A 23,880-nucleotide genomic window follows, 5' to 3' on the forward strand; every position below is an offset into this window, starting at 1 on the left:
GCATATCGCGCCCTGCCTATCCCCTGAGCCGGGAGGTCTGATTTCATCAGAAACCCGATTAGATCAGAATCCTGGCTCGAAACCTAGATTGGATCGCTTCGAAGGCGTGCCCCACGCCAAAGAAAAGGGGTGAGAAATGCAACAGCGGCCGGAGTTGATGCCTCCGGCCGGTGCTTTTAACGCGTTTTACTTACCGAGCTTGCCGAGTTCGGCCGCCAGTTCCGGAACTGCCTGGTAGAGGTCGGCGACCAGGCCGTAATCGGCGACCTGGAAGATGGGCGCGTCCTCGTCCTTGTTGATCGCAACGATCACCTTGGAATCCTTCATGCCGGCCAGATGCTGGATCGCGCCGGAAATGCCCACCGCGACATAGAGCTCGGGGGCCACGACCTTGCCGGTCTGGCCGACCTGCCAGTCGTTCGGCGCATAGCCGGCGTCGACCGCCGCGCGCGAGGCACCGACACCGGCCCCTAGCTTGTCGGCGAGCGGCTCGATGTACTTGGCGAAGTTCTCGCGGCTCTGCATGGCACGACCACCGGAGACGATGATCTTGGCCGAGGTCAGCTCCGGACGGTCGCTCTTGGCGACCTCCTCGCCGACGAAGGTCGACAGGCCGGGATCGGCCGCCGCCGCGACGGCCTCGACCGGCGCGCTGCCGCCCTCGCCGGCTGCGGCGAAGGTGGAGGTGCGGACCGTGATGACCTTCTTGGCGTCCTTCGACTTCACCGTCTGGATGGCGTTGCCGGCATAGATCGGACGCTCAAAGGTGTCGGGCGCGACGACCTTGATGATCTCCGAGACCTGCATGACGTCGAGCAGCGCGGCGACGCGCGGCATCACGTTCTTGAAGCGCGAGGTCGCGGGCGCGACGATCGCGTCATAGGACGGGGCCAGCGAGACGATCAGCGCGGCCAGCGGCTCGGCGAGATCGTGCGCGTAGGTCCCGCCGTCGGCGAGCAGCACCTTCTTGACGCCGGCGAGCTTGGCAGCGGCGTCCGCCGCGGCCTTTGCGTTCTCGCCGGCGACGAGCACCTCGACATCGGCGCCGAGCGCGGCGGCCGCGGTCAGGGCCTTGTTGGTTGCATCCTTGAGCGACGCGTTGTCGTGTTCGGCAATCAGCAGCGTCGTCATCAGAGCACCCCGGCTTCGTTCTTGAGTTTCGACACCAGCTCGGCGACGTCCTTGACCTTGACGCCCGCCTTGCGGCCCGCCGGTTCAGTCGTCTTGAGAACCTCGAGGCGCGCGGCGACATCGACGCCGTAATCGGCGACGGTCTTCTCCGCGATCGGCTTCTTCTTCGCCTTCATGATGTTGGGCAGCGACGCATAGCGCGGCTCGTTGAGACGAAGGTCGGTGGTGACGATCGCCGGTCCCTTCAACTTCACGGTCTGGAGACCGCCGTCGACTTCGCGGGTGACCTTGAAGTCGCTTCCGTCGACCTCGAGCTTCGAGGCAAACGTCGCCTGCGACCAGCCCAGCAGCGCGGCCAGCATCTGGCCGGTCTGATTGCTGTCGTCGTCGATCGCCTGCTTGCCGAGGATGATCAGCCCCGGCTGCTCTTCGTCCGCAACCTTCTTCAGGATCTTGGCAACCGCGAGCGGCTCGACGGTGCCTTCGGCCTTCACCAGGATGCCGCGATCGGCACCCATGGCAAGACCGGTGCGGATCGTCTCCGACGCCTGCGCCGGTCCGATGGAGACCACCACGACCTCGGTCGCCTTGCCGGCTTCCTTCAGGCGCAGCGCTTCCTCGACCGCGATTTCGTCGAAGGGGTTCATCGACATCTTCACGTTGGCGAGTTCAACGCCCGATCCATCGCCCTTGACGCGGACCTTGACGTTGTAATCGACCACCCGCTTTACCGGCACTAAGACCTTCATCGATCCTCTTTCACTCAACTTGGGAGGGGGTTATTCAACTGGCGCGGAACCTAAAGGCCTGATCCGGCCCGGTCAACGCGCGACGGGCCTAATTTTAGCTCCCTGAAATGCCGACCTCAATGGGTCAGCGATTCTGGCCCGGGACCCAGAGCACGTCGCCGGCGCCATTCCCGTTAGCAGCGCGGCTGGCCACGAACAGGAAGTCCGACAGTCGATTCATATATTGAATGCCAGCTGCACCGACCGGCTCTCCGGGTTGGGCGGCCAGTTCCACGATCATGCGTTCCGCCCTGCGGCAAATCGTGCGGGCGACGTGGAGGTGGGCGGCGGCCGGCGTACCGCCCGGCAGCACGAAGGACGTCAGCGGCGCGAGCTTGTCGTTGAGCGCGTCGATGTCGCGCTCGAGCCGCTCGACCTGGCCTGCCACCACCCGCAGCCGCTCGGCTTTACCCTCGCGCTCAGGCACAGCTAGGTCGGCACCGAGATCGAACAGATCGTTCTGGATACGGCCGAGCATCGCATCGAGCTCGGGAGCATCCTCGGTGTGGAGGCGGACCACGCCGATCGCGGCATTGGTCTCGTCGACCGTGCCATAGGCCGCGATGCGCAGATCGTATTTCGGGCGGCGCTCGCCGGTTCCGAGCGCTGTCGTGCCGTCGTCACCGGTCTTCGTGTAGATGCGGTTCAGGATAACCATGGTCAGCGTCCCATGATCCAGACGGCGAGCATGGCAATGACGATCGCGACGAACTGCAGCAGCACGCGCAGACGCATCAGCTTCTGCGAGGTGTTGGGCGAGCCGCCGCGCATCATGTTGACCAGACCAAGCAGCAGCACCAAGGCCACGGCGCCGGCTGCGACCGGCAGGATGAAAGTACTCAGGAGAGATGCCATTTGGGGGTGATAACACCGTGTGCGGCGCTCCGCCATGGCGTTCCCAATCTGGCCTTTGAGACGATAATGTCAGAAACTCATGAGATGATTTCCGATCCGCGCCCATCCCTGGCCCTGTTCGCCTCTCGCCGCTTGCGGGGAGAGGCCGACGCGCGGAACGCGCGGCGGCTGACGGGGGCTCTCCGCAAGGATGATGACGGAGGGCTTCGCGGAGACTCCCCCTCCCGCGGAATCCGCGCTACGTGCGCCTTCCGGCCGCTCCCCGCACGCGGGCAGAGGCGAAGTCGGAGCAAGCAGTGAGAGCAATCCGTACCATCTACGTCGTCGTAGAGGACGCTTTCTACACCTTCCTGGCCGACGACGGCTGGGCGATCGCGAGCCACATCGCGCTATCGACCCTGATGGCGCTGTTCCCGTTCCTGATCGTGTTGACTTCGCTCGCCGGCTTCTTCGGCTCCAAGGAGCTCGCCGATCAGGCCGCCAGCCTGATGCTTCAGGTTTGGCCCAAGCAGGTGTCCGATTCGATTTCGGGCGAGGTCCACGACGTGCTCACCACGACCCGCTCCGGCGTGCTGACGATCGGCGCGGTGCTGTCGGTCTATTTCGCCTCGAACGGCGTCGAGGCGCTCAGGGTCGCGCTCAACCGCGCCTATGCGGTGGTGGAGATGCGGCGCTGGTACTGGCTGCGGCTGGAATCGATCGGCTACACGCTGGTGGCGGCCGTCACCGCACTCGCCATGGCATTCCTGATCGTACTCGGGCCGCTGCTGATCGAAGCTGCGCGGCGCCATATTCCACTCTTCGTCGAATCCAACGAAAGCATCCTCACCTCGCTGCGCTACGGCATCACGATCGCCGCGCTGGTCGTCGCGCTCTTCATCCTGCATGCCTGGTTGCCGGCGGGGCGGCGCAGCTTCCTTCAGATCCTGCCCGGAATCGTCTTCACGATGGTGGCATCGCTGATCTCCGGCATCGTGTTCGGACAATATCTGGCGCGCTTCGCCAACAATTACGTGACGATGTATGCGGGGCTCGCCTCGGTGATCATCGCCCTGGTGTTTCTGTATTTTATCGCTGCGATCTTCGTTTACGGCGGCGAGCTCAACGCCGCGATCATCAAGTCACGGCTTCCTCACGGCGTGTCGCTTCAAGCAGCGCAGTCGCTAGAGCACGCGGGGACACAGGCTTGACCAGGAAAGCATCCGCGCCGGCCTCGCGCGACGCCGCCTCATCCTCGCCGCGACCGGACACGCCGATGATCGGGATCTGAGCCAGCGGCGCCTGCATCGTGCGGATCCGTCTGATCGCCTCGACGCCATCGATGCCGGGCAACACCATGTCCATCAGCACGGCATCGAAGCCGCCCTGCGCGAGCCGGTTCACCGCGTCCTCACCGCGCCCGATGAACTCGGCATGATGGCCGAGCTCGGTCAGGATCGTGTTGAGCACGACACGGCCGAACGGATTGTCTTCGACGCTGAGCACGCGCAACGCGGCCAGCCCATCCGCGGCGTCACCAGCAGGCTTGCGCCTCTTCACCGGCCCCGCCGCGTCGAGCGTGACTGTCAGCGTAAAGGTCGCACCGCCACCACGGCGCGGCGCGACCGTGATGTCGCCGCCCATCGCGCGCGCCAGCTGCTTCACCGAGGACAAGCCGAGCCCGGCGCCGCCGAAGCGTGACGCGATGGTGACATTGGCCTGGGTGAACGGGCGGAATAGTCGCTTGATCTCGGCCATGGTCAGGCCGATGCCGCTGTCGGAGACCGCAAAGGCAACGCCCACCCGGCGCTTGTCGCTCTTCCTGCTCTTGGCGGCACGCCAAGGCTTGACTGCGAACGCCACACCCCCTTGGTCGGTGAATTTGACCGCATTATCGATCAGGTTCTCGAGCGCGGCGCGCAGACGCACGGGATCGCCAACCACCAGCCCCGGCAGCTTCTCTGAGATATCGACCTGTCCCTGAAGTCCCTTGGCTGCAGCACGCCCGGCGAGCGAATCGCCGGCGCTGCGAGCCAGTGCACGCAAATCGAACAAATCCTCCCGCAGCGTGCTGCCGCCGCTCCCGTTGCCTTGGCCGGTCCTGGCGGCGTCCACGAACAGAGTCGCAAGGCTCGCCAGATGCTCGGCGCCGGCCTTGATGGTGTCGGCCCAGCGCCGTTCCCGCTCGCCGAGATCGGAGGTCGCGAGCAGGTCGCTGATCGCGAGAATGCCGGTCAGGGGCGTGCGGACCTCATGGGCAAAGGCCGCGAGGGCAGCCTGGACCACGTCCGGAGCGACCGCCTTGGTGCTGCGCTTGCGCACCTTGGCGGCCGGCCCGGGTCGCTTCCGAGGCGACCGCCTAGACGTCCGCGTGGTGCGCGCCGGGCGCGTTTCTGCCGCCATAAGTCCCCTTCGAAGCAGTACCTTCGAACCCCAGCCTGTCAGGCAGCATGGCACGACGGAATAGGTGGAGTCACGGCGGTGTTGGGCTAAACCCCAGAGAAATCTAACCTAATCCCACCAGCTGGCGGATACCGGCGGGCGAGGCTCCGATTGCGCGCAACTGCCGCAGCCCGGTCGAGCGACCCGATTTCGACAGCTTCCTTCCGTCACTGTCTCGAATCAGGGCGTGGTGGCGATAAGCCGGCTCGGCCAGGCCGAGCAAAGCCTGGAGCAGGCGGTGGACCGAGGTGGCGTGAAACAGGTCCTGACCGCGCACGATCTCACTCGTCTCCTGGAGCGCGTCGTCGACCACCACGGACAGGTGATAGCTGGTCGGCGTCTCCTTGCGGGCCAGGATCACGTCGCCCCAGGCGTCAGGCCGCGCTGCGACCACGCCCCGCTCGCCATCGGGTCCCTCGCCCAGCTCGTTCCAGGTCAGGCTGGAGACGCGCCGGCGGGCCGCTGCCATGTCGAGGCGCAAGGCGTAAGGCACGCCGCTGTCGATCAAGCGCGACCGCTCGCCGGCAGACAGTAATTGGGCGTTACCAGGATAGAGCGGCGCGCCGTCGGGATCACGCGGCCATGGCCCGTCCGCCGCGCGCGCGGTCACCAGCCTGGCAATCTCGGCGCGGCTTTCGAACGCGGGATAGACGAGACCGAGCGCCGAGAGTTTTTCCAGCGCGGCGCGATAGTCGGCAAGATGCTCCGACTGTCGCCGTACCGGCATTTCCCAGGTGATGCCCAGCCAGGCAAGGTCTTCGTAGATCGCGGCCTCATATTCCGGCCGGCAGCGCGTCGCGTCGATGTCCTCGATCCGCAGCAACAGACGCCCGCCGCTGCCCCGCGCGCGATCGAAGTTCAGCAGCGCCGAATAGGCATGGCCGAGATGCAAATGGCCGTTCGGGCTGGGGGCAAATCGGAAAACGGGTGGCGGCATAGGCAAAGATCTCGTCATGGCCGGGCTGTCCGGGCCATCCACGTTCTTCGGTGCGACTTACCAACCGTGTCAAGGTCGCGAACGAACACGATGTCCCCGCCCATGCTAACAATAACGCGCGGTTGGAAAGACGCGGATGGCCGGGAAAGCCCGGCCATGACGCCGAGAGAGTTTGCCGAGCCATCATGACCATCCACCTCGAAACCCAATCCGATCTCGAAGAAGCTGTTCGCACGCTGGTCAAGCGCGATCCGCGGCTCAAGCCGGTGCTTGATATCGCCGGGATGCCGGCATTGCGGCGGCGGGAGCCGGGCTTTGCGGGGCTTGCGCACATCGTTTGCGGGCAGCAGCTTTCCACCGCGAGCGCGGCGGCGATCTGGGGACGTCTGTCAGCCGCCTTCGATCCGTTCGACCACGAGGCCGTGCGCCGCGCCCGGACCGACCGGCTGGGGCGGCTCGGCCTGTCCGCGGCCAAGATCAAGACCCTGAAGCATCTCGCGCGCGAGATCATCGAGGAACGGCTGAACCTCGACGTGCTCGCGGAGGAAGATGCAGATGCCGCGCATCACACGCTGATCTCGCTGCCCGGCATCGGCCCGTGGACCGCCGACGTCTATCTTCTGTTTTGCCTCGGTCATGGCGATGCATGGCCGGCCGGCGACCTCGCCGTGCAGGAAGGCATCAAGATCGGCCTTGGCCTTCAGGCGCGGCCGACGGAAAAACAGATGGCCCCGCTCGCCGAGCCCTGGCGCCCGCTGCGTGGTGCCGCCGCGCATCTGTGGTGGAGCTACTACCGCGCGGTCAAGAAGCGCGAGGGCATCATCGCGGGCGAAGCGAACCCTGTTTCAGACAATATTGCTGTTGCAAAGCGCACAGCCCTCAAGAAGAAGGCGCCGGCGCGGGGAAAACGGGGATCTTCACCATGACGCCGATCGACTGCGTCGTCGCACGCAGCGATCTCGAGCGATGCAAGCTGATCGACACTCCCCCTTCCGGATGCGGCCGCACCGACCGCTTCGCATTCAGTGCCAACAACGTCACGTGTGCCGCGATGGGCGACGAGCTGAAATCCTGGCAGATCCTACCGGCGTCGCAGGGGGTTCGGCAACATTCGTGTGTGGGACTTTGGCGAGGTGATCGCCTCGGCGCGTCTCAACGCGCAGCCCTCCCAATCGCGGCGTTTTTGCGCGTTTCGCCACCCCGCCGCCGCATTGCTTGCGCCTGAATAAGTCGCTCGACGGGCTTCACAATCCCGTCACGCTGCATGTAGTATGTCAGTACATGCTGCTTCGCAGCGTATATTGGAGGCCAGGAGCGTTACTTGAACGCACATGTCTCGCAAGGCAGTTGGCCGGTGCTGGTCCTGAACGCGGACTTCCGGCCGCTGAGTTACTACCCACTGTCTCTGTGGTCGTGGCAGGACGCGATCAAGGCGGTGTTCCTCGACCGCGTCAATATCGTAGCGCATTACGATCAGGCGGTTCACAGTCCCACGCTGCAAATGCAGCTGCCGAGCGTGGTCTCGCTCAAATCCTTCGTCAAGCCGACCACCCATCCCGCCTTCACACGGTTCAACGTCTTCCTGCGCGATCGTTTCGCCTGCCAATATTGCGGCTCGCCCGAAGACCTCACCTTCGATCACATCATTCCCCGCAGCAAGGGCGGCCAGACCACCTGGGAAAATGTGGTTGCGGCGTGCTCGCCCTGTAATCTGCGCAAGGGCAATCTGACGCCTGCACAAGCCAAGATGTTTCCGCGTCAGAGCGCGTTCGCGCCGACCGTGCACCAGCTCCACCGCAACGGCCGGCTGTTCCCGCCAAACTATCTGCACGACAGCTGGCTGGACTACCTGTACTGGGATACGGAGCTGGATCCGTAAGGCATCGCTGCGTCCCGTCTCGTCGCCCTCCCCGGCGGCGACAGAACGCGGGCAAGGTCCGGCCGTGCCGGCCAACCCCTATCCTTTCGTTACCGGACCTTAACTCTCCGTCCGCAATCTCGCCGACAGATCGGCCGGCCATGTGCCCAGTAGAGATTAGCGAACGGATGCTCACCGCAACATTGGAGCAGATCCAGGCCTCGCCGCGAAAGCGGACGATTTATGTCTGCATCATCGTCACACTGCTGGCAGCCATCCTCATCTTCAAGGCGATCCGCTTTTTCGACGGCGGCCTCTGGTATGGCGGCCAGACCGTCGACTTCGCAGCCTTCCACATTGTCGCGCAGCGCATCTGGCTCGGTGACCTCGACCTGACCTACCGGTTGGCTGCGTTCACGAAGATGCAGATGGCAGCAGCCGGCGGCGCCACCGCCGTCATGCCCTGGACCTACCCACCGCAATTCGATCTGTTGCTCGCCCCCCTGGCGTTCCTCCCGGGCTGGGCCGCCTATGCTCTGTTCACGACCGTCACGCTGGCGGCCTATCTGATGACGCTCCGCGTGATTGCTGGAAACAACCTTGCGCTCGTGCTCGTCGTGTTTTTCCCGGCGATCGCGATCACCATCGCCATCGGGCAGAATGGTCTGCTGACCGGGGCCCTGATCGGACTGATCTGCATCAACGCGGAGCGGCGCCCGGTGCTATCGGGCATCGCCCTCGGAATCATGGTCATCAAGCCTCACCTGGCGGTTACGGCCGGCATCTACGTGCTGATGACGCGCCGCTGGACGGCGGTGCTGACCGCCGCGATCGTGGTGATCGCGAGCTCGCTCGTCTGCGCGCTCGCCTTCGGCCCGCAAATCTGGAGCGCGTGGCTCGGCAGCATCCGCGAAGCCGCGAGCTATCTGGAGGAAGGCCGCTATCAGCTGTTTCGGATGATCTCGGCCTATGCGGCCTTGTACAATGCCGGACTTCCGCCAGCCGGAGCGTTCTGGGGACAAATGGCCATGGCTGCATTGGCGCTCGTCACCGTCGCACTCGCGGTTGCGCGCGGACCGTCCCCCCGCTTCGCGCTCGGCGTCGTCGCGGTCACCTCCGTGATGATCAGCCCCTATGCCTACGACTATGACTTGCCGATCGTGGGAATCGGTCTCGCGCTGCTGCTTCCCGATCTTGCCCGGCTGGCTTGCCGGCGCGAACGCGGCGCCATCTATGCTCTCCTGCTGCTGGCCAACGGCTACGGATTGTTGCAATCGGCGCGGCTGTCCGCGGAAAACGCCCAGGCTGACAGCCTTGGGCGCACCATGACGCCGGCCGTCGGAGGCTTCGCCCTCATGGCCGTGCTCGTGATGCTGCTGTGGGTCCTGCTGCGCCAGGCGGGCCCCGCCGCGGTTCGCCTGCACGGCGAGCCTGCCTAACTTTCCTCCCGCTCGCGCACGAGGGAACCGGAATGGCCGGCGCCCGTTCAGATGAGAGGCCAAGCCGCGGCGAGGGCCGTGGTGCCAGCAACGGAGGTCCACCATGCCCGCAACCGAGAGGGATCACGTCTACAAGATCTTGGAACTGGTCGGATCGTCCGAGGCCTCGATCGAGGATGCGATCAAGAACGCGATCGGCCGGGCCTCCAAGACCATTCGCGAAATGAAATGGTTCGAGGTGGTACAGACGCGGGGCCACATCGAGAACGGCGCGGTACGGCACTACCAGGTCACGCTGCGCGTCGGGTTCACACTCGATGAGTGAAGCGCCGAGCGCGAGGTGACCATTACACCACGGCTGCGTGGTTAACATCCGCGTACGAGGGCTCGATCAAATGTCGACAAACCTCACCGGTTCAGTACGGCCCCGCGCAATCATCACAGTTCCTGCAACAGGCCGTTAAGACCAAAGTGAGAGGTTTGCCCAGAATTGGAGCAAACCCGATGGTCACGAGCCGCGAACTCGGCAAGACCCACCTTCCGCTCTGGGCGGCGGGATTCGTTGCGCTGATCTGCGTCACGATTCTGGGCTTGAGCATCTGGCGCGAATGGGAAACGCGCAATGCAGAAGTCCGAAACGCCGAGATCGACGTCACCAATCTGGCGCATTCGCTGATCCAGCACGCGGACGATACGTTCGAGCTCGCCGATACGATTCTGGTCGGATTGGTGCACCGGCTCGAGCTCGACGGATTGGGTCCGGACACGATCTCAAAGCTCCAGACCTATCTGCCGACCCGGAAATCATCGGACCGTATCCGCGGCATCTTCGTCTACGACGAAACCGGCCGCTGGCTCGCCACAACCGAGCATGTCGACTTCTCCGGGCTCAACAACAGCGACCGCGAATATTTCCAGCAGCATCGCGCCTCCCCGGACAAGGGCACGCTGATCGGTCGGCCCGTCAGGAGCCGCTCCGGCGGCCAGTGGATCATCACGGCGTCCCGCCGGATCAACCATCCCGATGGCAGCTTCGCCGGCGTCGCGCTGCTCACGATCGACGTCGCCTATTTCTCGAAATTCTATGAACGTTTCGACCTCGGACCGAATGGCTCGGCGTCGCTGCTCAACGACGCCGGCATCCTGCTGGCCCGGACCGGCGACAAGAGCGAAGCTTTCGTCGGCCGGGACCTGTCCAAAACGCCCTTGTTCAGGGATTGGGCAAGCCGGCCCGAAGCGGCGGTCTATTACTTCAAGTCGCCGCTCGATAACCTGCAGCGCCTAAGCTACTATCAGCGCAGCAGCCGCTATCCCCTGATGGTGCTGGCGAGCAAGTCTCAGGAGGACGTGCTGGCCCCCTGGCGACGCGCGGCGGGCACGCGCATGATCTTCGTCCTCGGTCTCGTGCTGCTGATCGCCGTGATCGGCTTCTATCTGGTCCGTCAGTTGCTGCAACGGCAGCGCATGGCACAGGTCCTGGTTGCCAAGGAAGCAAATTTTCGCCTGCTGGCCGAGCAATCCAGCGACATGGTGACCCGGATCGGGCTGGATAACCGGCTGCTCTACGTCTCGCCCTCGTGCGTACGCATCACCGGGTGGTCGGCCGACGAACTGCTCGATACGTCGGCCCTGGCCGGCATCCACGAGGATGACATGGAACGGGTCGAGCAGGCCATCGCCGCGCTGAAGAACGGCGAGGCCGAGGAAGCGCGGTTCATCTATCGCCAGCGCCATCGCGACAAGGGCGAGATCTGGGCCGAGGCGGCTCTGCACGTGACGCTAGCGTCTGACAGCGGCGAGATCGACGGCGTCGTCGCCGTCATGCGCGACATGACCGAGCAGAAGGACCTTCAGGACAAGCTTGCCTCGCTTGCGACGACCGACGGCCTCACCGGGCTTGCCAACCGACGGGCATTCGACGAACGCCTGGCCGACGAATGGGCGCGCGCCCGGCGCGACGGAACGCAGCTGTCGCTCCTGCTGATCGATGTCGATCATTTCAAGAAATTCAACGACCATTACGGACACCTGGCGGGCGATGGTTGCCTGCGCGCGCTGGGCCGGATTCTATCCGCCACCGCCAGGCGCCCCGCCGACCTCACGGCGCGCTACGGCGGCGAGGAGTTCGCCGTGCTGTTGCCGAACACCGGTCCGGACGGCTGCGTCGAGGTCGGCGAAGGGATTCGCCAGGCCCTGCACGACCTCGCCATGCTGCACGCGCAAAATCCACCCTCCCGTCTGGTGACTGTCAGCGTCGGCGCCGCGACGAGCCTTCCATCCCAGGCCCCGGACTCAAATACGCTGCTCGCCGCCGCCGACCGCGCACTCTACGCGGCCAAGGACAGCGGCCGTGACCGGCTGGTGATGTCGGGGCAGGTCGTCCCCTGGCCCGCGAAGAGCGCCTGACGGAATTGTCGGTCACGTCCCGACGGGATATGACTGCAGTCGTCGCCGAATGTTCGGCCTACCCGCGAGCGCAGCAGTGACCGACGAAATAAAGCTCGTCCTCTTCGACATGGACAACGTCCTCTGCGACTACGACAGGAGCAAGCGCGTGGCGCGCCTGGCGGAGCTTGCGGGATCGACCGACGAATTCGTTCACCAGGCGATCTGGGGCAGCGGCTTTGAGCTGCTCGGCGATTCCGGCACGCTCGATGCCGTCGACTACCTGCGGGGCTTCGGCGAGCGCATCGGCTATCTGCTGTCGCTCGATCAATGGGTGGAGGCGCGGCGCTGCTCGATGCGGGCCGATCGCGCGATGCTGGAGCTTGTCGGGCAGCTGCGCCGAACCGTCGATATTGCGGTCCTGACCAACAATACCACGCTGGTTGCCGATCACATCGATACGCTGCTGCCTGAATTGCGACCGCTGTTCGGAATCAAGATCTACACCTCGGCACAGTTCAAGACGGCGAAGCCCGATCCGCTCTGCTACCGGCGCTGCGTTTCGGAGCTCGAAGTCAGACCCGAGACCGTCCTCTTTGTCGACGACCTCCCGGCCAATGTCACCGGCGCCAGGGAAGCCGGCCTGCTTGCGCATCACCACACGTCCGTGGACACGTTCAGGCAAGCCCTTTCGGGTCACGGCCTGCTTGGCCAGCGATGAGCGAATTCGACATCAGGCCAGATCGACGCCACGCCGCTCCGGGATCAGCGCGAGCAACGCCACGATATCGATGAGGTAGAGCAGTGCAAGTCCTGCGATCGCGGTCGGAAAGCCATAGGCGGCACTGACGATGCCGACGACCAGCGGACCGAAGCCGGCCACCGCCCGACCGATGTTGAAGAACACGTTCTGCGCAGTGGCGCGCGCTGCGGTCGGATAAAGCTCACTCATCAACGCGCCGTAACCGCCGAGCATGCCATTGACGAAGAAGCCCATCACGGCTCCGCCGATCAAGAGCGCAGCAGCGGTCGTGAGCTGCGAATAGACCACCACCATGGCAGCCGCACCCAACATATAGGTCAGAAACGTCGCCCGGCGGCCGAAACGGTCGGCCGCATGACCGAACAGGAAGATGCCGAGCGCCATGCCTGCGATGGTGACTGATGTCTAGACGGCCGATTGCGTCAGGCCATAGCCGAACTGCATCGAGAGATAGTTCGGCAGCCAGATCATGATGCCGTAATAGCCGAAATTCTGCACCGAACAGAGGATGATCAACCCGATGCCGATCCGGGTCGTCTCCGCATCGGCCACGAGCGCGCGAAGTGACGAGCCAGCACTCTCCGCCTTTGCCTTGTGCGCAATGAAGACGTCAGGCTCGTGCAGCTTGCGCCGGATCACGTAGGCGATTACTGCCGGAAACACGCCGAGCGCAAACATCCCGCGCCAGCCGATGATCGGCAACAGGACCGGTGTCACCAGCGCCGCCGTGAGCACGCCGAACTGCCAGCCCAGCCCGACATAGGAGGTGGCCCGCGCGCGTTTGCTCGCTGGCCAGACCTCGGCCACCAGCGCCATGCCGATGCCGAATTCGCCGCCGAGTCCAATACCGGCGACGGCCCGATAGGCCAGCAGGTCCCAATAGCCCTGCGCCAGCGCGCAGAGGCCGGTGAAGACCGCGAACAGAACGATGCTCCAGGTCAGAACCCGCACGCGGCCAAGCCGGTCCGACAGCACACCGAAGATGAGACCGCCGACGACCGCGCCGACCAGAGTGCCGGTCACCAGCGAGGCCGCCTGCGGCTGCGTCAGGTGAAGGTCTTTCGAAATCGCCGTCAACATGAAGCCGAGGATGAGCAGGTCGAACCCGTCCATGGCGTATCCGAGCGCCGATCCCCACAGCGCCCGACGTGCTTCCACGTCCCGACCGCTCGCACGCGCCATCTCGACCGCGCCGAGAACCACATCCTGTACCTGGCTCATGCATCCCCCTACGCCAGCCGATCCCTTGCGATCAAGACCCCCGAAGAGCTACGCACCGCGCAACTTAGACGAGATGACACGCCACAAAATGCCCGCCCGCGCCTTCCTTCAGCTCAGGCGCGGATTCGGCGCAGCGCGGCTGGGCAATCGGACAACGGGTGTGGAAGTGACAACCCGCGGGCGGCTTCATCGGGCTCGGCACGTCGCCCTTGAGGCGGATGCGGTTGCGCTTGAGCTTGGGATCGGGCACCGGCACCGCGGAGAGCAGCGCCTTGGTGTAGGGATGCTGCGGATTGCGATAGAGATCGCTCGCCTTGGCCAGTTCGACGATACGGCCGAGATACATCACCGCGACACGGTCGGAGATGTGCTCGACCACCGACAGGTCGTGCGCCACGAAGAGATAGGTGAGGTTGAGCTCGGCCTGGAGATCTTCCAGCAGGTTGATGACCTGCGCCTGGATCGAAACGTCGAGCGCGGAGACCGGCTCGTCGCAGACGATCAGCTTCGGCTCGACCGCGAGCGCACGCGCGATCACGATGCGCTGGCGCTGGCCGCCGGAGAATTCATGCGGATAGCGGCGCATGTGCTCGGCCTTGAGGCCGACCTTCATCAGCAGGCCAGCCACGCGCTCCTCGCGCTCTTTGGCGTTGGCTGCGAGCTTGTGGATGGTAAAGGCTTCGCCGAGAATGGAGCCGACCGTCATGCGCGGATTGAGTGAGGCGAACGGATCCTGGAACACCAACTGCATGTTCCGCCGCATCGCGCGCAGGTCGTTGCCGTCGAGCTTGCCGACGTCCTGGCCGTCAAACACGACGTTGCCCTCAGTAGGCTCGATCAGGCGCAGCACACAGCGCCCCGTCGTCGACTTGCCGCAACCGGACTCGCCGACGAGACCGAGCGTCTCGCCGCGGTCGACCGAGAACGACACGCCGTCGACGGCGTAGACGGTGGCGACCTGGCGCGACATCAGGCCGCCAAGTACCGGGAAATGTTTCTTCAGGCCGCTGACGCGCAGCAAGGGCTCGCTCATGTCGCGCCTCCCAACTGCGGATCGCCGAGGTGACAAGCCATGCGATGACCGGGCGCGATCTCGCGCAGCAGCGGCTCCTTCGCTGTGCAGACGTTCATGGCGAACTTGCAGCGCGGCGCAAAGCGGCAGCCGACCGGCGGATTGATCAGGATCGGCACAGAGCCGCCGATCGCCTCGAGCCGCGTCTTGTGCGCGCTGTCGAGATCGATGCGCGGGATCGAGCGGATCAGGCCCTGCGTATAGGGATGGCCCGGATCGGCGAAGAGCGCGTCGACGCCGGCTTCTTCCACCACCTTGCCGGCATACATGACGACGACACGTTGCGCCGTTTCGGCGACGACACCCATGGCATGGGTGATCAGCATCACCGCCATGCCGAAGCGCTCCTTCATGTCCTGGAGCAAATCGAGAATCTGCGCCTGGATGGTGACGTCCAGCGCGGTGGTCGGCTCGTCGGCGATGATCAGCTTGGGCTTGCAGGCGAGCGCCATCGCGATCATCACGCGCTGGCGCATGCCACCGGAAAACTGATGCGGATAATTGTGCACGCGGCCCTCGGCGTTCGGGATCTGCACCAACTTCAGCATCTCGATGGTACGCGCGAGCGCCTGCTTCTTGGTCACGGCCTCGTGCCGGCGCAGGCTCTCGGCGATCTGCTCGCCGACCGTCAGCACCGGATTGAGCGAGGTCATCGGCTCCTGGAAGATGAAGCCGATCTCCTTGGCCCTGATGTCGTCGAGCTGGTTGCTCGTCAGCGGCACCAGGTCGCGTCCCTCGAAGATGATCTCGCCGGCCGCGATGCGGCCCGGTGGCATCGCGATCAGCTTCAGGATCGACATCGCCGTGACGGTCTTGCCGCAGCCCGATTCGCCGACGACGCAGAGCGTCTCGCCCTTGTTGATGGTGATGTCGACGCCGTCGACAGCCTGGAGGATGCCGTCATCGGTGGAGAAGTGGGTCTTGAGACCTTTGATCTCGAGCAGCGCCGCCATCAGATCACCCGTCGCGCATCCAGCGCGTCACGCAGACCGTCGCCGATGAAGTTGATGGCGACGACCGCGATGAAGATCGCACCGCCGGGAAACAGGGCCCAATGCGGCCCGATGTCGAGAAAGTCCTTGGCGTCGTACAGCAGCCGGCCCCAGGTCGGGGTGTCAGGCGGGAAGCCGAGGCCGAGGAAGGACAGCGTCGATTCCGCGATGATCGCGGCGGCAACGTCGATGGTACCGGCGATGATCACCGGACCGAGCGCATTGGGCAGGATGTGCTTCACCACCTGACGCACCGGGCTCGCACCGAGCGCGCGCGCGGCCTCGACGAACTCCTTCTCGCGGATCGACAGGAACTGTGCGCGGACGAGACGCGCCACCGGCATCCAGCGCAGGCCGCCGATCACGAGCACGATCAGGATGAAGATGCCGCCCTCCGGGCCGAACACCTGCTTCAGCCCGTCGCGGAACAGATAGATCAACAACAGCAGCAGCGGCAGTTGCGGCAGTGACAGAAACAGGTCGGTCAGCCACATCAATCCGTACCCGAGCGCGCCGCGGGACATGCCGGCGAGCGAACCAATCAGCGTGCCGATGAACACCGACACCAGCATCGCGGCGAGCCCGACGGCGAGCGAGATACGGCCGCCATAGATCATGCGGGCGAGGATGTCCTGACCGAGATCGTCGGTGCCGAAGGGATGGGCGAGCGACGGCCCCTGCAGGCCCGCCACGATATCGATGTCGTCGATCTTGACGGGCCAGACGAAGGGGCCGGCCAGCACCGCCAGAATCAGGATGAGGAGCAGAAACGCGCTGACCACGGCAAGCCTGTGCCGGCTGAAGCGCCGCCACGTCTCGCGCGAGGGCGAGTAGACGCGCCGCTCAGCGGAAGGAGATGCGAGGGTCAAGCCAGCCATAAAGGACGTCCGCGATGAGATTGAACAGCACCACGAGGCACGCGAAGACGAAAGTGACGGCCATCACCACCGGCGTGTCGTTGGAAAGGATGGAAGAGATCAGGAGCGAGCCGATGCCGGGAATGCGGAAGATCTGCTCGGTGACGAGGGCGCCGCCGAACACCGCCGGCATCTGCAGCGCGATCAGCGTCACGACCGGGATCATGGCGTTGCGCATCACGTGCTTGACGATGACCTTGGTCTGGCCGAGGCCCTTGGCCCGCGCCGTGGTGACATAATCGAGCCTGATGACGTCGAGCATCGCCGAGCGGACGAATCGCGTCATCGAGGCCGCCTGGAACAGGCCGAGCACGGCCACCGGCATGATCGCCTGCCGGATCATCTCCAGCACATAGTGGATACCGGTGGCCTTGATGTCGGCGGTATAGACGAACGGCAGCCAGTCCAGCGTCACCGAGAAGATCAGGATGAACAGGATGCCGGTGAAGAAGGTCGGCAGCGAGAAGCCGACGAAGGCGAGCGTGTTCGCGACCTGGTCGAACAGCGAATAGGGTTTTGTGGCGGCATAGACGCCGACGGGAATCGCGATCAGCAGCGCCAGGATCTGCGCCGAGCCGATCACGTAAAGCGTGGCCGGCAGGCGCTGCAGGATGAGCGTGTCCACATTCATCCGGCTGACGAAGGAGAAGCCCCAGTCGCCGTGCAGCATGGCGTTGAGCCAGTGCAAATAGCGAAGGTAGATCGGATCGTCGAGGCCGAACCTCGCCCGAAGCGCGGCTTGCACCTCGGGCGGCACGTTCGGATTGGTCGCGAGTTCGCTGAAGGGATCGCCTGGCGCAAGCGCCAGGACGACGAACAGGACCAGCGAGATTCCGAGCAGGCTCGGAATCGCGATCATCAGACGACGCAGGACGTACTGACTCATGAGCGAATAATCCGCTTAGACGCCCGTGCTCAGCCCTCGCGATACCAGTCCTGGATGTTGTCAGTCCGGTTGGCCCAGCCCGAGATGACCGGTCGCAGCGTATTGGCGCAGGCATCGACCGTAAGACGGTGCATCACCGGGATGAACACGGTGTCCTGCCACAACATGTCGTTGCACTTGATGTAGAGCGCGGCGCGCTTGACCGGGTCGATCTCGGTCTCGGCCGCATCGATGGCGGCATCGTAGTCCTTGTTGACCCAGCGCGGGAAGTTCTGCCCCTGCCATTTGTTGTCCTTGCTGGCCACCTGGCTCGAGATGTAGCGCTTCATGTGCAGCGCCGGATCCGGCTGCGTCATCGGAATCTGGAATTCCTCGATGTCGGCGTAAAACTTCGAGTAGGTGTCGGGGTTGGCTACGTCGGAAGAGAAGAACACCGAGGCGACGACGGATTTTAGTTCGACGTCGATCCCTGCTTTCTGACAGGCCTGCTTGACGATGGCCTGGGTCTTCTGCCGCGGACCGTTGGTCGAGGTCTGGTAGAGAAGCTTCAGCTTCTTTCCGTCCTTCTCGCGGATGCCGTCCGCACCGGCCTTCCAGCCGGCCTGCTCCAGCAACGCGATCGCCTTGTCGACGTTGAACTCCCATTTGGTGTTCTTCGACACGAAGTCGTCGGGGCCATTGAGGTAATTCGAGGTGGTGCGTCCGGCACGGCCGTAGATGGCCTTCTTGACGGAGGCGCGATCGACCAGCAGCGCGAGCGCCTGGCGCACCGCGGGATCCGACAGGGTCGGGTGCTTGGTCTTCATCGACGACCGCTCGCCGTCGACCTCGGTGTTGGGATCGGTGAAGTTGATGGCGATGAACTCGATGTCGCCGCCCACGGCATAGGTGGTCTTGCCCTTACCGCCCTTCTCGAGACGCAGCAGCACCTCGTCCTCCACCTGCATGTTCCAGGCGAAATCGAATTCTCCGGTCTGGATCACGGCCCGTGCTGCGGAGACGGCATCGCCGCCGCCCTTCATGTCGATTGTGTCGAAATACGGTCTGTTGGGCATGTGATAGTCGGGATTGAGCTGGCCGCGGACCAGATCGCCCGGCTTGAATTCGACGAATTTGTAAGGGCCTGTCCCGACAGGAGCCAGGTTGGTCGGCGCCTCGCGGGATTTCGATCCCTTGTAGTCGGCAAACAGATGTTTCGGAATGACGCAGCCGTAAGCGCCGACGAATGCATTCGCCCAGAATGGCGTAGGCTTGTTGAACAGAAGGCGGATGGTCAGGTCATCCACCTTTTCGACGGTCAAGTCACTGTAGGCCGTGATGGAGACGGCCGCGGTAGCGGGGTCGCTGGCATAGGCCCAGGTAAATACGAAATCATCGGCCGTCAGGGGCTTGCCGTCATGCCATTTGACGCCCGGCTTGATCTTCCAGGTCACCGACTTGCCATCGGCTGCGAGGCCGCCATTCGCGACCGAGGGGATTTCGGCGGCTAGGATCGGATTGAGGTGACCGTCGATGTCCCAGCTTGCGAGCGGCTCGTAGAACAGGCGCGAGCCGTCCTGATCCTTCGTGCCGGTGGCAAAATGCGGATTGAGCAAGGTGGGGCCCTGCCACCACAACAGCTTGAGCGGACCGCCACCACCGCGCTTGGTCGGAGGATACGGAGACGGGCTCTGGGCCATGGCTACGCCGCCGAGGGCAAGTATCTGGTTGGCGAGGGGCGCGGTCAGGCCGACCGCGGCCAGACGTTTGACGAAGGCGCGGCGATCCATCCGCCCGTCCTTCACGTCACCGATCATCGAACGCAGTTCTTTGTCCAGCATGGTTGTCCCCCGTCTGGTCCCGGATGGATGCAGGCAGCCGCGGGAGGCCGCCTGATTTTGGCTGGCGGTAGATGGCACACTGAATAGGCCGCACGTCAACTGCGACCGTGTGTATGCAAACGGTGTTCTGGCTGTCGGTTGAGCAAAACTTTGCTTCCAAGCCCAACAGTTCGGCATTCCGGCGTCAAAATCCGCCGGAAACCAAGTTGCACTGCGAAAAATTTGTTCGCGAGATCAGACGAAGTATCGAGATGGAATTCTACGCCACGGACATCGTGAGCGGCGGCGCGACATGGTCCGGCAGCGGGCAGACATAAGGCGTCTTGGCGGTCCGCTTCGTCAGATCGGCCTTCGCAGCCTTGATCAGTTCCGGTTCGGTCAACGCCTTGATTCCGAGGCCGGCCATGGCCTTGGCCGCCTGCACCATGGCCTTGTGGGCATGCGGGCTCTTGCCCTGTGCCACCACCTGCCAGGTGTGGAAAGGTGTGCCGATTGCAACCGTTGGTGCGTGAACCTGCACGGTCGGCACCACCCAGCTCACATCGCCCACGTCGGTCGAGCCGACCAGCGGGTTGCGCTTGGCATCGAGCGGCACCAGGAAGTCGGCGAGCGGCCGATCGGTCGGCTCCATGCCGATCGCGTAATAGACCGACGCGATGTCCTTGTCGGTCAGCGTCGCGCGTATCCGACTGGCAAAGTCGTTGTCCGTATCGTCGAAATGCGGCGGTCCGAGCTCTTCCATGACCCGATGCAGCGCCTGCTCCAGCGGTGTGTTCGGCAGGATATTGGAGACCGCGGAGATGATCTTCATCTCGACCTTGGTCTCGGTCATCAGGGCAGCGCCCTCTGCGATCTTGCTGACACGCCCGACCAGTTCGTTCATTCCGGGAAGGTCGCGGGCACGAATGGAATAACGCACGCGGGCATGGGCCTGCACCACGTTGGGGGCGATGCCGCCGGTATCGAGCAGCGCGTAGTGCACGCGCGCGTCGCTCGGCATGTGCTCGCGCATGTAGTTCACACCGACGTTCATCAGCTCGACCGCATCGAGCGCGGAGCGGCCGAGATGCGGCGAAGCCGCCGCATGGGAGGTACGGCCGGTGAAGATGAAGTCGGCGCGCGTATTGGCGAGCGACGGGGTGACAGCGACTTCCCAAAAGCTGTGCGGGTGCCAGGTGATGGCGATATCGGCGTCTTCGAACGCGCCGGAGCGCACCATGAAGGCCTTGGCCGCACCGCCTTCTTCCGCCGGGCAGCCGTAATAGCGCACGCGGCCGGGCACCTTGTTCTCGGCGAGCCAGTCCTTGACCGCGGTCGCAGCCAGTAGCGCCGCAGAGCCGAGCAGATTGTGACCGCAGCCATGGCCGTGCCCGCCGGTCTCGACCGGACGGTGCTCGGCAACGCCCGCCTCCTGGCTCAGGCCCGGCAGCGCGTCATACTCACCCATGAAGGCGATGACCGGACCCCCTTCGCCCCATTCGCCCATGACAGCGGTCGGAATGCCCGCCACCTTCTCGGTGACGCGGAAACCCTGGTGGCGCAGCTCGGCGAGATGCTCGGCCACGGAACGCGCCTCGGTGTAGCAGACTTCGGGCATGCCCCAGACCTTGTCGCTCAGGTCGATGAAACGTCCCTTGATGGTGTCGATGCCACGCCAAATGTCGCTGCGATTGTCCATGGTTCGGTCCGTGATCTCTTGGTCAAACGAAGCGGCAATGGTTAGCAGCTTCACCGGACCCCGCCTAGCACCTCGCCGGACACCAGCCATGCGACCGCTGCCGGATCAGGCAATCGTCAACCGGCTTTAGGCCAACAATTCCGGTCATCTTCGCAAATCGCCGTCACGAGTCCGGAATAGTTGCGGTCAAGTCTTTCAAGACGGCCTCCTCCGGCCTAAATTATGCTTGCTTCGCGCGTCGTTCCGCAGCCACGGCGGAGCGATGCTCTCAGCCAGGAGAACTCCATGCCCGCCCTGACCGAATGGAGAGTGCCGCCGGCCAATCAGCCGCGTGCGACCGATTACGGTTTCGATCTCGACCGCGCGCTTGCATCCGTCGTTGGCCTGCACGCCATCATCCCGTCGGATGCCTTCAGCGCCGAAACTCTCGGCACCGAACGCGCCGGCAACGGCGTCGTGATCGATCACGGGCTGGTTCTCACCATCGGCTACCTCATCACAGAGGCCGAGTCGGTGTGGCTGCATCTCGGCGACGGCCGCGTGGTGGCGGGACACGTCCTCGGATTCGACGCCGTCACCGGCTTCGGCCTGGTCCAAGCGCTCGGCCAGCTCGAGATCGAACCGCTCCCGCTCGGTTCCTCGGCAGAGACCCGGCTCGGCGACCGCGTCGTGGTCGGCGGCGCCGGTGGGCGCACGCGATCGGTTGCGAGCCAGATCGTCGCCAAGCAGGAATTTGCCGGCTACTGGGAGTATCTGCTCGACGAGGCATTGTTCACCTACCCCGCCCATCCGAATTGGGGCGGCACCGCGCTGCTCAACGACCGGGGCGAATTGATCGGCATTGGTTCGCTCCAGCTCGAACGTGAACGCGACGGCAGGGCCGAGCACGTCAACATGATCGTTCCCATCGACCTGTTGAAGCCGATCATCGACGATCTCCGCAAATTCGGTCGCGTCAACAAGCCGGCGCGACCGTGGCTCGGACTCTACTCGACCGAAATCGACAACCGCGTGGTGGTGATCGGCACCTCCGCCAACGGTCCGGCCGCCCGTGCCGAACTCAAGACCGACGACATCATCCTGGCCGTGGACGGCGACAAGGTCACGAGCCAGACGGCCTTTTACAAGAAGTTGTGGGCGCTCGGCGCCGCCGGGGTCGACGTGCCACTCACCGTGCATCATGCAGGCGTCACTTTCGACGTTACGGTGACGTCGACCGACCGCTTCAAGCTCCTGAAGGCACCGAAGCTGCACTGACCGGACCGAACTGACGCCAAGCAAAGGAAGCGGCGATGACCGAGGCCGTCATTGACGACATCGTGGCCGTGCTGCCGCCGCTGCTCAATGCGCTCGAAGCGCTCGGTGATTTCGCCCGGCATTTGCATCCGCCGGCTTTCGGCTCGGTGATGACCGCAATCGGCGCGCCCGATAATGCACTACAGACGGCACACGCTGCGATCGGAGAATGGCCGGAGCAGTTCGCCGGCCTGCGCGAACGGCTCGATCGCAGCTGCAAGGAGACGCTCGCCGCCTTTGCCGGCATCCGCGGCGTCGAGCGCGGCAATGGCGATCTCGTCGCGGTGTTCCGCGCGCTGCGCCATCTGCCGCGCGCCCAGGAGGCGCTTTATCCGCTGTCGCTGCAGTTTCCGCCGGTCAGCAATTTCTTCCTGAACTCAGCCAATCGCGACAACAGCGATGTGCTGGCGCGACTCGAAACGGGCGCCGCCGATGACACCGGTATCTTGCACGATCACAACGAGCCCGGCAGCCGCGGCGGCTTCTCGGTGTATGTGCCCGAGTATTACACAGCCGATCGAGCCTGGCCTCTGGTGATCGCGTTGCATGGCGGCAGCGGCAACGGACGTGGTTTCCTGTGGAGTTGGCTGCGCGATGCCCGCAGCGTTGGCGCGATCCTGGTCGCGCCAACGGCGACAGGACAGACCTGGGCGCTGATGGGCGACGACACGGACACGCCGAACCTGATGCGCATCCTCGAAATGGTGCGCAGCCGCTGGAGCATCGACCCCTCACGCATGCTGCTGACCGGCATGAGCGACGGCGGCACCTTCTGCTATGTCAGCGGGCTCGATGGCGCCTCACCCTTCACTCATCTCGCCCCGGTGTCGGCGACCTTCCATCCGCTGATGGCTGAAATGGCCGACGCCACGCGCCTGCAAGGGCTGCCTGTTTTCATCACCCACGGCAAGCTCGACTGGATGTTTCCCGTGCAGAGCGCGCGGCAGACGCAAGCCGCACTGAGGGCGGCCGGTGCTGACGTCACCTATCGCGAGATCGACGACCTCAGTCACACCTATCCGCGCGAGATCAACGCGGAGCTGCTTCATTGGCTGAACGAGGGATGAACCGGATGTCCTTACCTGCGCCGCACTGTCGCGGAACCATCACTCCGGGCTGACGTTATCCGCCCGTCACCGGAGGTTCGCCATGCAGACTTTTTTCGGAATGATTTTAGGCGCCCTGCTGCTCGCTTGTGGCGTCTATGTCTATGACTCCATGCAGACGTCCTCAGTCGCCAATGGCGAGGTCGCGACCAGCAATCGCACCATCGTGAACTGGGATGTCGCGAAGGCCGATTGGGATCTGCTGCGCGATCGTGCGCACAAGGACTGGGTCCGGATCTCGTCGAAGTAATCTCGGTGGACCAGACATGAACAAGGCGCCGTCGCGGGTCCGCGACGGCGCCTTGTTCTTGTCTG

General features: G+C 64.3%; 25 protein-coding genes. 11 read left to right on the forward strand and 14 right to left on the reverse strand.

The genetic code is table 11. The annotated features are described in order from the left end of the window. Positions 1-186: 186 nt before the first annotated feature. The 4 genes from ACVW16_RS14555 to ACVW16_RS14570 form a co-directional block, all read right to left on the reverse strand. The gene (locus tag ACVW16_RS14555; RefSeq protein ID WP_456737137.1) at positions 187-1,131 is read right to left on the reverse strand and encodes an electron transfer flavoprotein subunit alpha/FixB family protein; all 945 of its coding nucleotides are present in this window, start codon (positions 1,129-1,131) and stop codon (positions 187-189) included. Next, a complete protein-coding gene (locus ACVW16_RS14560) occupies positions 1,131-1,880 on the reverse strand; it encodes an electron transfer flavoprotein subunit beta/FixA family protein (RefSeq protein WP_456699874.1) in 750 nt (249 codons plus the stop codon). The genes ACVW16_RS14555 and ACVW16_RS14560 overlap by 1 nt, the downstream gene beginning before the upstream one ends. Positions 1,881-2,004: 124 nt before the next feature. Continuing rightward, the gene (locus tag ACVW16_RS14565; RefSeq protein WP_456699875.1) at positions 2,005-2,577 is read right to left on the reverse strand and encodes a cob(I)yrinic acid a,c-diamide adenosyltransferase; all 573 of its coding nucleotides are present in this window, start codon (positions 2,575-2,577) and stop codon (positions 2,005-2,007) included. A 2-nt stretch (positions 2,578-2,579) separates the two neighbouring features. After that, positions 2,580-2,774 (reverse strand): twin transmembrane helix small protein, encoded by a 195-nt coding sequence (locus ACVW16_RS14570; protein WP_092230919.1) that lies wholly within the window; start codon positions 2,772-2,774, stop codon positions 2,580-2,582. A 296-nt stretch (positions 2,775-3,070) separates the two neighbouring features. Here ACVW16_RS14570 and ACVW16_RS14575 point away from each other — a divergent pair, with 296 nt between their 5' ends. Next, a complete protein-coding gene (locus tag ACVW16_RS14575; RefSeq protein ID WP_456699876.1) occupies positions 3,071-3,964 on the forward strand; it encodes a YihY/virulence factor BrkB family protein in 894 nt (297 codons plus the stop codon). Here ACVW16_RS14575 and ACVW16_RS14580 read toward each other — a convergent pair. Continuing rightward, positions 3,891-5,156, reverse strand: coding sequence for an ATP-binding protein (locus tag ACVW16_RS14580; protein WP_456737136.1), 1,266 nt, complete (start codon positions 5,154-5,156; stop codon positions 3,891-3,893). The two genes, ACVW16_RS14575 and ACVW16_RS14580, sit on opposite strands and share 74 nt — an antisense overlap. Positions 5,157-5,259: 103 nt before the next feature. Beyond that, positions 5,260-6,132, reverse strand: a complete 873-nt coding sequence (gene gluQRS, locus ACVW16_RS14585; protein WP_456737135.1) for a tRNA glutamyl-Q(34) synthetase GluQRS — start codon at positions 6,130-6,132, stop codon at positions 5,260-5,262. A gap of 185 nt (positions 6,133-6,317) precedes the next feature. Here gluQRS and ACVW16_RS14590 point away from each other — a divergent pair, with 185 nt between their 5' ends. The 7 genes from ACVW16_RS14590 (at position 6,318) to ACVW16_RS14620 (ending at position 12,535) form a co-directional block, all read left to right on the forward strand. Further along, positions 6,318-7,058 carry a DNA-3-methyladenine glycosylase family protein gene (locus tag ACVW16_RS14590; RefSeq protein ID WP_456737134.1) on the forward strand — a complete coding sequence of 247 codons (741 nt, stop codon included), beginning with the start codon at positions 6,318-6,320 and terminating at the stop codon, positions 7,056-7,058. Then, the gene (locus ACVW16_RS14595) at positions 7,055-7,357 is read left to right on the forward strand and encodes a hypothetical protein (protein WP_456737133.1); all 303 of its coding nucleotides are present in this window, start codon (positions 7,055-7,057) and stop codon (positions 7,355-7,357) included. Before ACVW16_RS14590 ends, ACVW16_RS14595 begins: the two co-directional genes overlap by 4 nt. A 96-nt stretch (positions 7,358-7,453) precedes the next feature. Then, positions 7,454-8,011: an HNH endonuclease gene (locus ACVW16_RS14600; protein ID WP_008142962.1), complete on the forward strand. Its 558-nt coding sequence runs from the start codon at positions 7,454-7,456 to the stop codon at positions 8,009-8,011. Between the two features lie 167 nt (positions 8,012-8,178). Then, positions 8,179-9,429: a glycosyltransferase family 87 protein gene (locus ACVW16_RS14605; protein ID WP_456737132.1), complete on the forward strand. Its 1,251-nt coding sequence runs from the start codon at positions 8,179-8,181 to the stop codon at positions 9,427-9,429. Positions 9,430-9,532: 103 nt separating this feature from the next. Next, positions 9,533-9,754, forward strand: coding sequence for a dodecin (locus ACVW16_RS14610; RefSeq protein WP_456699881.1), 222 nt, complete (start codon positions 9,533-9,535; stop codon positions 9,752-9,754). A gap of 179 nt (positions 9,755-9,933) precedes the next feature. Beyond that, a complete protein-coding gene (locus tag ACVW16_RS14615; RefSeq protein WP_456737131.1) occupies positions 9,934-11,835 on the forward strand; it encodes a sensor domain-containing diguanylate cyclase in 1,902 nt (633 codons plus the stop codon). 49 nt (positions 11,836-11,884) lie between these two features. Beyond that, a complete protein-coding gene (locus ACVW16_RS14620) occupies positions 11,885-12,535 on the forward strand; it encodes an HAD family hydrolase (RefSeq protein WP_456737130.1) in 651 nt (216 codons plus the stop codon). Between the two features lie 12 nt (positions 12,536-12,547). Here ACVW16_RS14620 and ACVW16_RS14625 read toward each other — a convergent pair whose 3' ends face one another. The 8 genes from ACVW16_RS14625 to ACVW16_RS14660 form a co-directional block, all read right to left on the reverse strand. Next, positions 12,548-12,970: an MFS transporter gene (locus tag ACVW16_RS14625; RefSeq protein WP_456802617.1), complete on the reverse strand. Its 423-nt coding sequence runs from the start codon at positions 12,968-12,970 to the stop codon at positions 12,548-12,550. 12 nt (positions 12,971-12,982) lie between these two features. Beyond that, on the reverse strand, positions 12,983-13,798 hold the full coding sequence (locus ACVW16_RS14630; RefSeq protein WP_456802368.1) for an MFS transporter: 816 nt from the start codon (positions 13,796-13,798) through the stop codon (positions 12,983-12,985). 64 nt (positions 13,799-13,862) lie between these two features. Beyond that, on the reverse strand, positions 13,863-14,831 hold the full coding sequence (locus ACVW16_RS14635) for an ABC transporter ATP-binding protein (RefSeq protein ID WP_456737128.1): 969 nt from the start codon (positions 14,829-14,831) through the stop codon (positions 13,863-13,865). Then, complete coding sequence (locus tag ACVW16_RS14640) at positions 14,828-15,823, reverse strand: ABC transporter ATP-binding protein (RefSeq protein WP_456699886.1); 996 nt, start codon at positions 15,821-15,823, stop codon at positions 14,828-14,830. The genes ACVW16_RS14635 and ACVW16_RS14640 overlap by 4 nt, the downstream gene beginning before the upstream one ends. After that, complete coding sequence (locus ACVW16_RS14645) at positions 15,823-16,740, reverse strand: ABC transporter permease (RefSeq protein ID WP_456699887.1); 918 nt, start codon at positions 16,738-16,740, stop codon at positions 15,823-15,825. The genes ACVW16_RS14640 and ACVW16_RS14645 overlap by 1 nt, the downstream gene beginning before the upstream one ends. After that, complete coding sequence (locus ACVW16_RS14650; RefSeq protein ID WP_456699888.1) at positions 16,706-17,665, reverse strand: ABC transporter permease; 960 nt, start codon at positions 17,663-17,665, stop codon at positions 16,706-16,708. The genes ACVW16_RS14645 and ACVW16_RS14650 overlap by 35 nt, the downstream gene beginning before the upstream one ends. 29 nt (positions 17,666-17,694) lie before the next feature. Then, entirely contained in the window at positions 17,695-19,485 is a 1,791-nt protein-coding gene (locus ACVW16_RS14655; RefSeq protein WP_456699889.1) for a peptide ABC transporter substrate-binding protein, read from the reverse strand. A 259-nt stretch (positions 19,486-19,744) separates the two neighbouring features. After that, positions 19,745-21,163, reverse strand: a complete 1,419-nt coding sequence (locus ACVW16_RS14660) for a M20 family metallopeptidase (protein WP_456737126.1) — start codon at positions 21,161-21,163, stop codon at positions 19,745-19,747. A gap of 285 nt (positions 21,164-21,448) precedes the next feature. Here ACVW16_RS14660 and ACVW16_RS14665 point away from each other — a divergent pair, with 285 nt between their 5' ends. From ACVW16_RS14665 to ACVW16_RS14675, 3 genes are all read left to right on the forward strand, one after another. Further along, complete coding sequence (locus ACVW16_RS14665) at positions 21,449-22,420, forward strand: S1C family serine protease (protein WP_456737125.1); 972 nt, start codon at positions 21,449-21,451, stop codon at positions 22,418-22,420. A 35-nt stretch (positions 22,421-22,455) separates the two neighbouring features. After that, complete coding sequence (locus ACVW16_RS14670; RefSeq protein ID WP_456737124.1) at positions 22,456-23,526, forward strand: carboxylesterase family protein; 1,071 nt, start codon at positions 22,456-22,458, stop codon at positions 23,524-23,526. 82 nt (positions 23,527-23,608) lie between these two features. After that, positions 23,609-23,815 carry a hypothetical protein gene (locus ACVW16_RS14675; protein WP_092230865.1) on the forward strand — a complete coding sequence of 69 codons (207 nt, stop codon included), beginning with the start codon at positions 23,609-23,611 and terminating at the stop codon, positions 23,813-23,815. Positions 23,816-23,880 lie beyond the last annotated feature (65 nt).

This window comes from Bradyrhizobium sp. USDA 4474 (assembly GCF_054057515.1).